The sequence below is a fragment of the Nostoc sp. C052 genome (assembly GCF_013393905.1).
GTDB lineage: Bacteria > Cyanobacteriota > Cyanobacteriia > Cyanobacteriales > Nostocaceae > Nostoc.
Genome location: NZ_CP040272.1, coordinates 2,136,702 through 2,152,585 on the forward strand (window position 1 = coordinate 2,136,702; position 15,884 = coordinate 2,152,585).

Below are 15,884 nucleotides of genomic sequence, written 5' to 3' on the forward strand. Positions count from 1 at the left end.
TTGTGTTTTTAGTTGCTTTGCATTTTAATCTGTCTTCTTCTCTGTCCTCGAATGAGTCTTTGCTCAAAAATATTTTCTTGAGGCTCTTCAGGAGTAAAAATCTTTGCCATAGAACCTATGTTTGGACATTCATAAAGTTTGGCAACAGAAATATTTGCATTAAATGCTTTATTTAAGTTTGTAATTAGTTGAATACCTATGAGAGAATCACCACCAACTTCAAAGAAATTATCATAAATTCCGATCAGTTCAATTCCAATGATATGTTGCCAAATATCAACTAGCTTTTGCTCGGTTTCATTCCGAGGAGCAATATAATCATTACTTAGCTCTGGACGAGGATATTTTGATTTGGATGGATTGACAGTTTCTAAAAGTTGTAGGGATTGTATTTCTTTGTAAAAATTGTAATATTTTAGTGAATCTAAAAAATCAGAGGTAGATATTACAATTTGAGGTATTGTACTTCCTAAAGTACGTAAAAATACATCTACACCTTCATGAGGTAATATGCCTTGTTTTAACTCTTCTATTCGTAATTTCTGGAGGTGTTGAGGTACTCCTGTATTTACCACCATCCCAACTTCTTGCCAAGTATCCCAGTTGATACTTGTAGTAAATCTTCCCTGTTTTGAATAGTTATAGTGAGCAAAGGCATCAAGAAAAGCATTAGCCCCACAATAGTCTACCTGTCCAAATCCTCCTAAAATTGCGTTATTTGATGATATTAGAATAAAGAAATCTAACTGAATATCTTTGACAATGGCATCAAGAATTACTGTCCCCTTTACCTTCACAGCCAGAACACTTTCTGCTTGTTCTTGAGTTTTTCGCTGAATTACACCGCCTCCAGGAACCCCAGCAGCATGAATAACGCCATTAATATTACCAAAATGATTTTCAGCGTGAGCGATCGCACTTTGCATCTGTTCTAGATTGCTAACATCAGCACTGACCAGCAAAACCTCTGCACCCAGGCCCTCAATTTCCTGAACTTTGCGAATTTTATCGCTAGTACTATCAGCCTGATCATGACTAGCAAGCCATTCTTTCCATTCATCTTTCTGGGGTAAAACAGAACGTCCAATTAACACTAATTTTATTCGTACAGTTCGAGCCAAATATTCTGCCAAAACAAGCCCAATACCTCCGAGTCCACCAGTAATTAAATAGACTCCTCCTTCTCGCAGACGAGGCTGTTCAACCTTAGATTGCTCAAAGCGCACAGGCTCAAAACTCTGCACCCAACGATTTGAACCTCGATAAGCAACAAGTTTTTCCGAATCAATAACCGTCAGTTCTACCAGTAACTTTTCTACAAGTTGTTGTTCTTGCCAACTACCAACTGGAGGAAGTATAACATCAACACTACGACAATTTATATTTGAATATTCTTGAGATATAACTTTAATTGGCCCAATTAAAGTAGCTTTCTCTGGACAAAGTACTTCCGTACCTGTTACTGGTTGTAAGTTGTTAGAAATTACCATAATTTCTACTTGATAAGTAGTTCCTTGTCTACCCAAAGCTTGGGCAAGAAATAGCAGACTGTAAAATCCTGTTACTTGAGCTTCATCAACCTTTTTAATTTCTAATACTTGCTCAACAACAGGTGTAACATTCCAGAAATGGACAATCGTTTTTGGCAACTTATTCTCTTTGAAAAGCTCCTGAATGAGAACATCATAATCACGTTCACTTCCGGGATTTATAATATATTGAAACTCACTTTCTCTAGTAAATTTATCACCAATTTTTACAATAATTACATCCTGGTTTTGTGCTTCTAATTGTTTGACCAATTGTTTACCCAAACCACACTCATCGATAAACATCAAAATGCAAGATTTATCAGATGCTAATTCTTGATGTTCTTTTACAGGGGGTAGGGGTAAAGAAGGTTTCCAAAAAGGGAGATAAAACCAGTCAGCTAGATCAGGTTTTTTACCCAGTGTTACTGAAGTATCTTTCCCTTGATTTTTAGATTCAATCCAATACCTTTGTCGTTCAAAGGGATAAGTTGGTAAAGGTAGACGATGACGCTGCTCGTGAGTATAAAATCCCGACCAATCTATTTCTACTCCAAAAAGCCACAGCCGACCTAATGTTTTTAATAAAAAGCTCAGATCAGATTGTTGTTCTTTGACATGGCGTAAGGAAGTTAGCACCTGTTGTTTGGCATTTTTATCTAAATGCTGTGTTGTTAATGTGCTTAATGTCCGTCCTGGGCCCACCTCGATAAAAACACCTTCAAACTGCTGGAGCAATTGGGATATCCCATCGGAAAATCTTACAGTTTCTCGTAAATGTTGGCTCCAGTAGTTGGGATTTGTGGCTTGTTCTTGACTAATCCAACTACCTGTAACATTGGAAATAAAACCGATGTGTGGTGGATTTAGTTGGACTGTTTTCAGCAATTGCACAAATTCTTCTAAGATTGGCTGCATCATTTCCGAATGGAAGGCGTGAGATGTCTGCAATTGCCGAGATTCTATTCCTTGAGATGATAATTGTTTTTCTAGCGCTGCGATCGCTTCTTTTGTTCCTGAAACTACACAGTCTGATGGGCTGTTAATGACTGCAATTTCTAGATATTTTTTATACAAAGTCTGTGCAGACAGCAGTAACTCCACATCTTTTTCTGGAAGCTTAATTGCTAGCATACTTCCAGAGTGCAACTGTTGCATTAGCTGTCCTCTTTTGGCCACAATTTTTAAGGCATCTTCTAGAGAAAATACACCTGCAATGGTTGCAGCGACATATTCTCCGATGCTGTGACCAATCATTGCTTCTGGGCGGACTCCCCATGACATTAGTAACTGAGCTAGCGCGTACTCCGTAACAAATAATGCTGCTTGGGTCAGGGCTGTTTGTTGTAGTTGCTTTGAAGCAGTTTCGCTATCTTGTTCCTTGGGGTAAAGTAGGGAGCGGATATCAAGATTGAGTTGGGGTTGTAAAATCAAAGCGCAAGTATCTATATGTTTTTTAAATGTTGGTTCTACTTCATATAGTTCTCGACCCATGTTTGCATATTGTGATCCTTGTCCTGAAAACATGAAGATGACTGGACAATGACCTGGCTCGTGGTGATAACTAAAAATACGTTGGGGGTCTTGAAGCGATTTCGCTGCATCATCTAGATCATGACAAACTAATATGCGGCGATGGTCAAAACCTCGACGACCTACTTGTAGGGTATAAGCGACATCTGATAGGGGAATATCAGGGTTTTGCTCTAAATAATTATGCAGTTGCGCTGTTGCAGTCTCTAAAGCTGTGCTAGTTTTGGCTGAAAGTAGTAACAATTGCCAAGGACGGGAGGCGCTGGAAGCTTCAATCACTGGAGCTTCTTCCAAAATCACATGGGCATTAGTCCCACCAATACCAAAAGAACTTACACCTGCTCTTCGGGGTGTACCGTTAGTTTTCCACTCTGATAATTTGGTATTAACGTAAAAGGGACTATTGGCAAAATCTATTTGTGGATTCGGCTCTTGAAAGTGCAAACTCGGAGGTATTTGTTGATGTTTTAATCCCAGAATACTTTTAATTAATCCTGTCACACCAGCAGCAGTATCCAAATGTCCAATATTGGTCTTTACTGAACCAATAGCACAAAAACCTTTTTTATTTGTGCTAGTACGAAAAGCTTGCGTGAGGGCCTTAATTTCAATCGGATCTCCTAAGATAGTTCCTGTACCGTGTGCTTCTACACAAGTAACAGTTTCAGGTTCAACTCCAGCTAAGGCTAAAGCTTCTAAAATTACCTCCCTTTGACCATCAACACTAGGGGCTGTATATCCGACCTTTAAAGAACCATCGTTATTAACGGCTGAACCCTTGATTACTGCATGAATAAAATCACCATCAGCAATAGCATCTTCTAATCTTTTCAAGACCACTACACCTAAACCATTGCCACCATTAGTTCCTTTCGCTTCAGCATCAAAAGCTCGGCAATGACCATCAGGAGAATGAATTCCTCCTTGTTGATAGTGATAACCAGTTTTTTGCAGTGTTGTAATAGAAACACCGCCTGCTAAAGTAATATCACATTCACCATTGAGTAAACTTTGACAAGCTAGATGAACAGCAACCAATGATGTAGAACAGGCAGTTTGAATATTGATACTTGGCCCTCTCAAGTTCAATTTATAAGAAACCTGCGTAGGTAAAAAATCTTTGTCGTTTCCAATTAAAATTTGGTAGCTATCTACTGATTCCATCAAATCTCGATTGGAATATAAGTTTGAAAGTAGGTATGTACTTGCAGCAACACCAGCGAAAATACCTATTTGACCGCGATAAGTTTCTGAGTTATAGCCAGCATTTTCTAAAGCTTCCCAAACACACTCGATGAAAAGGCGGTGTTGTGGATCGGTAATTTCAGCTTCTCTGGGAGAAAAACCAAAAAATGAAGCATCAAATAACTCTATATCTTTTAATATAGCGCTTGCCTTCACATAATTGGGGTTGTTGAGCAATGATGAATCTATCCCAGATGATATTAATTCTTCATCCGTGAAAAAAGAAATTGACTCTACACCATCCCTCAGATTTTGCCAAAAAATATCAACGTTTTTTGAACCAGGAAAACGACCCGCCATTCCAATAATAGCGATTTCGTCTTTATCATTTAAGCTAGTAATAAAATTATTTGCTACATCCATAAATCAAAATCCTATCATAAACTTCAAGACACTCATTAAGACTTAGCTAATTATTTCTATTTGAGAAAATATGAATTTGATATTTCAGAAGCAATCTGAATTTGGTCATTTAAAACTGCGTCAATATCTTCTTCAGTAGTTAACGGATTAGCAATTACTGCACGCATGGCAATTACTGGAATTTCTTTATTAAAGCTGATGGTTGTTTTTGTTGTTCGTGAGATAAAAGTGCGGCCAATTTGGCGCTGCATCTTTTGTAAATATTCATTAAAATTGTTGATAATTTGATTATCTGCCTCTGTGAACTGTTGTTTTACAATTACTGCTCTAAATTGCTCTGGAATATAGCGATAAATTAACAAATTAGTATCTGGTTCTGCCAACAATTCAAATTCAGGCATTGCCGAAATTCGAGCAGCCATGTATTGAGTTTTCCTAATTCCTTCATCAATTAAAAACTCATATCCCTTAAGTCCAATCAGCTTTAGACCAGCATGTAAAAATAAAGCCATCCCCGGCCGAGAACCTTCTAAAGCACGCTTACCTAAATCAAACGATCCCTTACGCATGGTATAGCTAGCATGTTTTTCAATTGAAGAAGCTAGATAAGGGTCGTGGAAAAAGACCATACCAATACCCATTGGTAAATATAATTGTTTATGTCCATCAATGGTCACTGAATCAGCTTTTTCAATACCAGCAAGCTTATGTCGATGTTTTTGGGAAAAGATAACTGGGCCACCCCAAGCAGCATCTACATGAAAATGTACATTATTTTCTTGGGCAATCTCTGCAATATCTTCTAGTGGATCAACACTACCAGAATCCGTAGTTCCAGCAATACCAACAATAGCTATAATATGTAAGTTTTTCTCATGACAATCTGCAACAACTTGGCGTAATGCTTGTAGATTGACTTGATTGTTAGAATCAACGGCCACTCTAATCAAATTTTGGGTACTTATGCCCATTAAATCCGCAGCTTTATCAAAAGAGAAATGCATTAATTCGGAGCCAATTATGACTGCCCCTTTGTAACCATAGAAATTTAAAGCTGCGCTTAAACCTTCTTTTTCTATGCCTAAAAATTCATTTTTTGCGCCTAAAGATTTATTTCTGGCACACCAGAGGGCTGTGATATTAGCTGTTGTACCACCAGAAACCAAAATTCCTAATGTACTCTGATTGTTTTGAATATGCTGGATGTAGAAATTATCGGATAAATTATAAATTTGTCGATGCATCATTGCTAAAGCTTCACGTTCGCAGAAGCTCAAGGTCTTAGCAGTCTCTATTTTGACAGCATTTTGATTCATTGCTGTCATCAGTTTTGCTAAAGGGCGCACAAAAGAAGGAAGTGCTGAGGTCATGTGACCGATAAATTGCGGTGATGATGTGTGTATTGAATGAGCAATAATATTTTCATTTAAAGATTGAAAATAGCTTTCAAAATCAGTAGGTTGTGTAGGTATTTTACTATCACCAAAATTCCTAATTATTAAGTCAATATCAATATTAGTATTTGCATTATTTGCGCTTAAAAATTCTTGAGAAAAATCATTGGCTATCTCATCTATCTGCGTTTCTAGAGATTTGCCTTGAGTAGGTGTAAACATTTTTTTTACATACTCACCAATTTCCAAATGTAATACTTGATCGTTCTGGGAAAACTTATTTATGGTTAGAATTTCTTTTTCGCTTAATGTCATTTTATCTCCTTAAATAGGTATTTTCTAGGCTATGTTTCTAATATTTACCCTATTTCGATTAATCGTTTGTTTGAGTTGGCGAGCTATGAAACTCCCCTTTCTTTTGTTATCTCTCGATGTTCTTTTCTGGCTTGCTTTCGCCGCTGTACTGAAGCTGTCCTATTTTCAGAATGCTTTATAAAAGATGTTTCTTCTCTTGATTCCTGACTAAAATATCTAGCTAGGTGGCTTACGGTTGGATATTGAAACATTTCTACTAAGAGAAAATCTCTCTGAAATCTTTTTTGTAATTTACTATGAACTTGCACTAAAAGCAGTGAATGACCACCCAGTTCAAAGAAATTATCATGAATTCCTACCTTCTCAAGATTAAGTACTTTTTGCCAAATATCGGTAATAGTTTTTTCTACCTCGGTTTGGGGTGGCTGATAAACTACTTCCAATTCTGGACGCACTGTATCAGGAGCTTTGAGCGCCTTCCGGTCAATCTTGCCATTAGGAGTTAATGGTAGTGACTCCAAAAAGACAAAAGCAGTGGGCACCATATAGTTTGGTAACTTTGCCTCTAAAAAATCGCGCAGTTGAGAAATAGTTAGTGTTTGCTCTGAGTTCGGAACTACATAAGCAACTATTCGCTGAGAATCTGTTTCGGAAGAATCAACCGTAACTACAGCCTCTCGGACTTCAGGATGCTCAATAATCAGTGCTTCAATTTCTAAGAGTTCAATACGGAAACCACGTACTTTTACTTGATAGTCAATGCGCCCAATATACTCAATCTCTCCATTTGGTAAATAGCGCCCTAAATCCCCAGTTTGATATAACCTTTCCCCTGCTAGCTGCGTGTAAGGATTGGGAATAAATCGTTCGGCCGTCAGTTCTGGTTTGTTGAGATAACCACGCGATAAACCTGCACCACCAATATACAACATCCCAGTTACACCCACAGGAACAGGTTGTAAATTTTGATCTAACAAATAAATCTGCGTGTTGTGAATCGGGCGACCAATCGGTGGAATATTGCTAGTATCTTTGTCTAGAAGGGCAAATGTTGAATAAGTTGTATCTTCAGAAGGGCCATATAAGTTAAATACCTGTTGTATATTCTCCTGCTGATAAAGTTGTTGTACGAGATGATGATGAAGTGGTTCACCTGCAACATTGATTGTTTGGACTGAAGCCGGAATGCTATTAGTTCTCAATAACTGTGAAATCACACTTGGGACAGTATTTATTAGGGTTACATTTTGGGCTGTTGGCAGAGTTGGTAAATATAGTGCGTTCTCCATTAGAATCACCTTGCCGCCGCAACACAGAGGAACAAATAACTCGAACACTGAAAGGTCGAAGCAAATTGAGGTTGATGCTAAAACTCCTTGCAAAGCTTCAATTGTAAAGGTTTGTTTTGCCCAATCCAACATTGCAACTGTGTTTGCGTGTTTAATCATTACACCTTTTGGTTTACCTGTTGAACCAGAGGTATAGATGACATAAGCGAGGTTGTCGGGGGCTATTTCAGAGAAGACATTTTCCTGGCTTTGTTGGGTGATGAGATGCCAATCGGTATCTAAACAGATGACTTGAGCTTTGTGGTGGGGTATTGTTTCTAGTAGTGAGGCTTGAGTGAGTAATACTGGTGTTTGAGTGTCTTCTAGTATAAATGCGATGCGTTCTTGGGGATAGTTGGGGTCTATTGGTATGTATGCGCCACCTGCTTTCAGGATGGCTAATAGTCCGATGACCATATCGAGCGATGCCTGCGGCAACGTCTCCGACGAACGCTCTATACAAATCCCAACTAATACTTCTGGTTTTACTCCTAGCTGTTGTAGGTAGTGTGCTAGTTGATTCGCTCGGTTGTTCAACTCGCGGTAGGTTAGCTGTTGGTTTTCAAAGAAGGCTGCAACAGCATCAGGTGTACGTTCTACCTGTTCCTCAAACAATTTATGAATGCACTTATCTTCAGCATAGTCTATTTTGGTATCATTCCACTCAACTAATAACTGTTTTATTTCCGATGAAGTTAGTAATTGCAAATCACAAATCCGTTGTTCAGGATTACTAACTATGCTTTCCAATAATGTCTGGAAGTGTCCCAACATTTGGGTAATAGTAGCACTATCAAAGCGATGCGTATCATAAGAAATACACAGATTCAATAAATCTGATTTAGGCACTACCTTCACGGTGAGAGGGTAGTTTGTCCAGTCAAATAATGACTGAGATTCGCCCAATAACTGAGATTCAACGACCCCTAGACTTTGAGCAATAGCACCTTGATTGTAATCTACTAACTCATTATCAAAAACTAAAATGCTATCAAATAATTGTAGACCACGGGGGATCTCACTCCATTGTTGAATTTTGAGTAAGGGGCTATATTCATACTCCCGCATCTGAACTTCTTCGGCTTGAAGATTTTTCAGCCAAGGTGAGAGATAAGCATTATTCTGTAGTTGTACTCTTAATGGCAGTGTGTTGATAAATAGTCCGATCATAGACTCTGCATCTGCTAGGGCAGTCGGTCGCCCTGAAGATGTAGATCCAAAAACTATATCTGATTCTTGGCTATAACGATTTAAAAGTAAAGCCCAAGCTCCTTTCATTAATATATTTAAGGTCAGTTGATGCTTGCGTGCAAAGGATTTTAAAGCAGTTGTTGTAGTAGCCGATACTGAGATATCTTGCCTTTGATAACCTCCTTTTTGGTCAGAAAAGCTAGCAGAACTCTTACCCACGATAATTGGTGTTGGTAGTGTGAATTCTTTGAGTTTCTGCCGCCAGAAAGCCTCTGCTTGATTTAGGTCTTGCTGCTGTAGCCAAGTAATATATTCTCTATAGGGACGTGGACGTTCTAGATGTAAATCTTGACCTTGGCAGAAAGCATTATAAAACTCATAGAATTCTTTCCACAACCAGGTTACAGACCATCCTTCCATTAATATGTGGTGAAAGCTAAAAACAAATTCATAAGTATTATCATCCACTTGAATTAATGTTAGGCGAATCAGAGGAGCTTGGGAAAGTTCAAAGCCGCGATCGCCATCTGCTTTTAAGAAAGCTTTTAATTGCTTTTGTTGCTCTTGAAAAGATAATTGCCGCCAGTCTTGAAATACATACGGTAAGTTTACTTGCTGATGGACAACCTGATAAGGTTTATCAAGATTATCCCAATAGAAAGAGGTACGCAAAATGGGATGGCGATCTACAACTCGCTGCCAAGCTTTCTGAAAGGCTGAGACATTCAGTTGAGTTTGTAACCTGAAGCAAGCTTGCTCAAAATATACTATGGAATTAGGTGCAGCAAGCTTATGAAAAAGCATACCCTGCTGCATAGGTGAAAGTTCGTATATATCTTCAATATTATTTTGTTTCATCAGAAATTACTCCTGTCTAATTGACCAATCTGAGCTAGTAACTGGCTTAAATTTTCTTGATTGATATTTGCTGCCAAAAAATCAGAAGGAGTATAATCGCCTGCTTCGGGAGACTGACAGTGGGTAATGAGAGATTTGAGTTCTTTAGCAAAATTGTTAGATAATTTTTCTATTGTTTGACGTTTATGGATATTCTTGCTGTAGTTCAAATCCAGTTGCAATTGACCTCCAGTAACCGATACAGTTATTTGTAATAGATAAGGCCGAGTTGCTTGGGGGCTGAGTGTTGGCCCTGGCGATTCTTCCGTCCACTTAAACAAAGAATTCTGAGGCAAACTTTTACTAATTTGACCAACGTAGAGAAACATTACCTCTGCTTGGGGAAGGGAGCGAATTTTCTCAGTCAGTACTGTATCTTGACTCAGGTAGCGTAATACTCCATAGTCAATGCCCTTGTTAGAAACATGACGAATTTGTTCTTTAACGACTTTCAAAGCATCGCCGGGATTATCTGCTTTTTGCAAATCTAAAAGTACAGGATAAGTAGTAGTAATCCAACCTACCGTCCTTGATATATCGACATCATTGATACTACCTGTACTTACCTCACGCCCATTTTCGTCAAGATTAATCAGTAACAAATTCACGCTTGTCCATTGTCTAAAAGCCTGTACAAGGGCAGTCAGCAAAACCTCTTGTGTATTAGTTCGATAGACTTTTGGAACCTCCTGAAGCAACAATTGAGTCTCTTTTTCGCTGAGAGTTACTAACACAATTTGATCTTCTGATGCTACGGTGTTTACACCGCTAGGGTAATCTATGGGTAAACGAGGAACCTGCTTAAGACGTTCACTCAACCAATGTTTTTGCTCTTTCTGCAACTGTTCTGAGTGGGCATACTCCTGTAACCGAATAGACCACTGCTTAAAGGAGGTTGTCTTTTGTGGCAGATTAATTACCTGACCTTGACTGATTTGCTGATAAGCAGTCTGGAGATCCTCTAATAAAATTCGCCAAGAGCCGGGATCTACTGTCAAGTGGTGGCTGACAATTAGCAAGCGGCTTAACTTATTGATACCCAGTTCAAAAAGGACAAACCGCACAATTGGCCCTTCTGAAAGATTCAAACTAGCTTGGATTTCGGCGGCGGCTACCTCCATAGCAGATTTTTGAGCTTTGGATGATAATGCCGACAAATCAATCCGTGTAAACGGCACTAATTCTTGAGGGCTAGTGTTGACCTGCTGCCAGCCAGACTCAGAGTGTGTGAACCGGAGGCGCAGGGCATCGTGGTGTATTAATAATTGCTGCAATGTTTGCTCTAACCAAGCTAGATTCAGAGATTGAAGTACCTCTAATAAAATTGCTTGGTTCCAGTAATGGGGTTCTGGTTGATTCAATTCAAAAAACTGATGTTGAGCAGGTGTTAAGGGTACTAGGCCAGTTACTAAACCTTGTTCAGCCTGGACAATTCGGGTTGTGCTTACCACCTTTGCTAGTTTAGCAATTGTTTGATGTTCAAATAATTGCTGAGGAGTTAGCCGAAAACCTGCTTTAGCGGCTCTGGCACTGACTTGAATACCAAGCACAGAGTCCCCGCCCAACTCAAAAAAGCTATCGTGAATGCCTATTTGTTTAAAACCAAGGAGTTCTTGCCAGATATTGGCAATTGTTTGCTCTACTTCACTTTGAGGGGCAACATAGTCATTATCTAAATTAGGTCTTAAATAAGATGGAGCAGAACTGGTTTTTGGTGCAAGTTGAGAATTTTGCCGAAATTCTAGTCCAATCCATTTCCTGATGCTAGCTGGCAAATCTACCGTTGATGTGACTATTTGAGTCAACTTACTTGTAGATAAAGCACGTTTAAAAACCTCTAGACCTTCTTGGCGCGTCATCGTCGAATCCGCACCTTTGGGTATCGTCGCCGATTCAGGGAATTCTTGAGTAATCCAGTCGCTATAATTAATGCTTAACCAAGGAACAAGACTTGTTTGATTGTGTTTGTGTACAAAAGCATCTGTGAATATGTGCGCTGCTGGATAGGCAGCCATACCCAGTACCCCCAAAACAGATGCTAATGACGATATGACTACGCAGAAATCAAGTTGTTTTCCCTGTAAGATATTTTCTAATACAAATAATCCATAGCCTGTTGAGCGTAATTGAGTTTCACACTCAGTTTTACTTATCTGTTGAACAGTGTTGTACACTCTCACAGTTGCAGCATGAATGACACCATGAATTTCACCAAAGCGGTTTAACGCTTGAGTCATTACTGCTTGCATTTGTTCGAGATTCGCAACATCAGCGTGGCAAATTAAAACTTCCGCACCCAATGCTTCTAATGCTTGCACTTTCTGGATTTTGCGACTGATGTCGTCGTTTTCATCATGAGTTGATAGCCATTGCGACCACTCTGATTTTGCGGGTAAACCTGAACGCCCTGTGAGAATTAGTTTGATATGTGCTGTCTGGGCGAGATATTCTGCTAGCACTAAACCAACATCCCCCAAACCACCAGCGATTAAGTACACTCCCCCTTCCCTGATGGAAATTTTTTCTCGATCTGGTTCTTCAAGTTGTATTGGTTCAAAAGTTTGCACCCAACGATGTTTGCCACGGTAGGCAACTATGTTCTCGGATGCGGTTTGAGTGAGTTCTGTTACAAGTTGGTCTATGAGTTGATTTTCTTGGCGTGTTCCTGATTCAGGAATGACTACATCAATATGACGACAGGTGATGTTGGGATATTCTTGGGGAATTACTTTACAGATTCCCATAACAGTTGCTTTTTCTGGGCATAACTTTTCATCGCCATTCACCTCTTGCACATTGTTGGTTGTTACTAGAATTTGCAAATCGTCGGTAATTTCTTGTTTTCCCAATGCCTGGGCCAGAAAAAGTAGACTATAAAAACCATTATTTTGACATTCTTCAAAAAACTGATGGGGTGATTCTGCCTGTGTGTTAGGGTTCAGACTCCAAAAATGAGCGAAATGCCATCTAGTAGACTGCGCGATCGCAAGTTCCTTCAGCAAGGTATCATAGTCACTACTTGCTTGGGGATTAATTGTGTAAGTGCGTTGGCGCAGCCTGTCCGTAGGACATTCGCCTAACTTGCTAAACTGCTCTCCAACTCTCACAGTAATTACATCATGCCCTTGTAATTCCAACTGTTTAGCAACTTCTGAACCTATGCAGAGAGTATCAATAAACACCAAATAAGATAATTTTTGTGTTGATTTTACTCCTATATGAGAAGACCGTTTCCAGGAAGGAACGTAAAACCAGTCAGCAATATTTGGTTTTTTGTCTAATGCTTGCCGATCTTTGCGCTGTGCCAAATTCGCTTCAGGATTGGCATCAATCCAGTAACGTTGGCCTTCAAAAGGATAGGTCGGTAAGGGAATGCGACCGTGTTGTTCGTGAACATAAAAACCAGACCAATCTACTTTTACCCCTGCTAGCCATAGGCGACCCAATGTAGTCATTAAAAATGCAATATCTGACTGTTGCTCGTAGGAATGCCGCAGGGAAGGGAGCATCACTGATTTGGCTCTATCGTCACTTTCTAGACATTGCAATGCGAAACTGATCAATGCTTGACCGGGGCCAACCTCCAATAAAATTGGACGATCTTTTTTCCACAACTCTTGTACTCCCGAAGCAAAGCGTACTGCTTGACAGAGGTGCTGCACCCAATAACTAGGATCTGTTGCTTGATCTGCTGTAATCCAAGTACCTGTAACGTTTGATAAATAGGGGATTTTCGGGGGCTTGAGACTAAAGGTTTTGACTAAATTGTGAAAAGTCGGTGCGATCGCTTCCATTATCACAGAATGAAAAGCATGGGAAGTCTGCAAACGCTTCCCAACTAAACCCCGTTCACTCAACTTTCTTTCCAATTCTTCGATAGCATCCGGGAAACCCGCAATCACACACAACGATGACCCATTGATTGCAGACATGGAGATGCGATCGTTCAACAGAGGTTTTATTTCCTCCTCTGAAAGCCCAACTGCCAACATTGCCCCATTTGGCAACTCTTGAATCATTTGCGCTCTTTTCGCTACCAGGGTTAAAGTGTCTTCCAAAGATAAAACTTCGGCGAGAGTTGCCGCTACATATTCACCGATGCTGTAGCCAATCATTGCCGCCGGACGAATTCCCCACGATATCCATAACTGAGCTAAAGCGTATTCAATGACGAAGATAGCTGGTTGGGTGAGAAAGGTTTGATTCAGCTTTTGAGTTGCGACATCTACTTGTTCCGTTCCCCGGCCTAACATTTTTCGCAAATCTAGCCCAGCAGAGAGAGTATTTTGTTTTTGCTTATTTCCATTCTCACTGTTTCTATTGGGATACAAAACATCTCGCAAATCAAGATTAAGGTGGGGTTTGAGGAGTTCACAGCATTGGTCAACTGAGGTGCTAAATGTTGGCTCAGTTTGGTAAAGTTCAAGAGCCATATCAACGTAGTGAGTTCCCAGCCCAGAAAACATGAAGGCAACAGGACGTTCCTGAGTTTTCTGAGTATTGCTAAAAACTCGCTTTGGTTCTTGAAGTGCGTTGACAGCATCTTGAATATCTTGGCAAACAACTGCACGCCGATAATCGAAATTTCTGCGCCCAACCTGCAATGTATAAGCCACATCGGCAAGATTTAAATCGGGATACTTTTGCAGATAATTAGCAAGATTTGTTGTAGCAGTTTCTAGTGCTGATGCCGTTTTGCTAGAAAGAACTAACAAATGATATTTTCTCCCCTGCTCCCCCGCTTCCTTGCTCCCCCGCTCCTCCACAGCCGGAGCTTCTTCGAGAATTAAATGTACATTGGTTCCCCCTAAACCAAAAGAACTAACTCCTGCACGTCGGGGAGTGTCATTTGTTTCCCATTTAGAAAGTGTGTTATTGACGTAGAAAGGACTATTGGCAAAGTCAATTTCGGGATTAGGCGAAGTAAAGTGCAGGCTTGGGGGTATCTGTTTATGCTTGAGTGCCAATACAGTTTTGATTAATCCCGTCACACCCGCCGCCGTGTCTAAATGTCCAACATTGGTTTTCACCGAACCAATGGCGCAGAATCCTTTCTTCTGGGTACTAGAGCGAAAAGCTTGTGTTAAGGCAGCAATTTCAATAGGATCTCCTAAAGCTGTTCCTGTACCGTGGGCTTCAACATAGGTGATAGTTTCTGGTTCTACTTCGGCGACTATTTGGGCTGTTTTAATTACTTTTGCTTGGGTATCGATGCGGGGTGCTGTGTAGCTGACCTTGAATGAACCATCATTATTGATAGCCGATCCTTTGATGATGGCATGAATAGTGTCGCGATCGCTCAAAGCATCTTCTAATCGCTTCAACACTACAATACCCACACCTTCACCGCTTACAGAACCCTTAGCATCAGCATCAAATGCCCGGCAATGTCCATCGGGAGACAATATTCCCCCTTCTGTATACAGATATCCATCTTTTCTTGACGCACTTATGGCAACGCCACCAGCTAAAGCGATATCACATTCACCATTGAGTAAGCTCATAATCGCTAAGTGGACAGCAACCAATGAAGTTGAGCAAGCAGTTTGCACCGCGTAGCTTGGCCCCTCTAAGTTGAGTTTGTAAGAAACGCGAGTAGTTAAAAAATCTTTGTTACCAGCAATTAGGAGTTGCTGAGGATCGATAGAGTTGATGATATTTTGATTTAGATAAATATTAAGTAAGTAGCCATTCAGACCGGAGCCAGCATAAACGCCAATCGCACCTTGATAATTTTGTGAATCGTATCCAGCATTTTCTAAAGCTGACCAAGCACATTCTAGAAAAATTCGGTGTTGTGGATCGGTAATTTCTGCTTCTCTGGGATTAAAGCCAAAAAACTCTGCATCAAATAATTCTGCGTTTTCTAATATACCCAGTGCCTTCACATAGTTGGGGTCATTTAATATAGATGAGCTTATACCTGCTGATAATAATTCTTCATCAGTAAAAGAAGAAATTGATTCTATGCCATTTTGGAGATTATACCAGAATTCATCAATATCTTTGGCTCCAGGAAAACGCCCTGATAAGCCGATAATTGCTATTTCTGAACCATTGAGATAATTTGCTGTGGGAGTACTCATAAT

4 protein-coding genes are annotated in these 15,884 nt (G+C 39.9%); all 4 read right to left on the bottom strand.

Annotation, left to right across the window (positions count from 1 at the left end; translation table 11 throughout):
- Positions 1–8 precede the first annotated feature (8 nt).
- Positions 9–4,670 (bottom strand): type I polyketide synthase, encoded by a 4,662-nt coding sequence (locus FD723_RS08505; protein ID WP_179064940.1) that lies wholly within the window; start codon positions 4,668–4,670, stop codon positions 9–11.
- Positions 4,671–4,726: 56 nt separating this feature from the next.
- Positions 4,727–6,379, bottom strand: coding sequence for a pyridoxal-dependent aspartate 1-decarboxylase PanP (gene panP / locus FD723_RS08510; RefSeq protein ID WP_179064941.1), 1,653 nt, complete (start codon positions 6,377–6,379; stop codon positions 4,727–4,729).
- A gap of 83 nt (positions 6,380–6,462) precedes the next feature.
- On the bottom strand, positions 6,463–9,756 hold the full coding sequence (locus FD723_RS08515; protein ID WP_179064942.1) for a non-ribosomal peptide synthetase: 3,294 nt from the start codon (positions 9,754–9,756) through the stop codon (positions 6,463–6,465).
- On the bottom strand, positions 9,756–15,881 hold the full coding sequence (locus FD723_RS08520; RefSeq protein WP_179064943.1) for a type I polyketide synthase: 6,126 nt from the start codon (positions 15,879–15,881) through the stop codon (positions 9,756–9,758). The genes FD723_RS08515 and FD723_RS08520 overlap by 1 nt, the downstream gene beginning before the upstream one ends.
- Between the last annotated feature and the right edge of the window lie 3 nt (positions 15,882–15,884).

Coding starts and splice junctions, on each gene's coding strand:
- FD723_RS08505 (WP_179064940.1), bottom strand. CDS start 4,670: ATGGATGTAGCAAATAATTTTATTACTAGCTTAAATGATAAAGACGAA.
- panP (WP_179064941.1), bottom strand. CDS start 6,379: ATGACATTAAGCGAAAAAGAAATTCTAACCATAAATAAGTTTTCCCAG.
- FD723_RS08515 (WP_179064942.1), bottom strand. CDS start 9,756: ATGAAACAAAATAATATTGAAGATATATACGAACTTTCACCTATGCAG.
- FD723_RS08520 (WP_179064943.1), bottom strand. CDS start 15,881: ATGAGTACTCCCACAGCAAATTATCTCAATGGTTCAGAAATAGCAATT.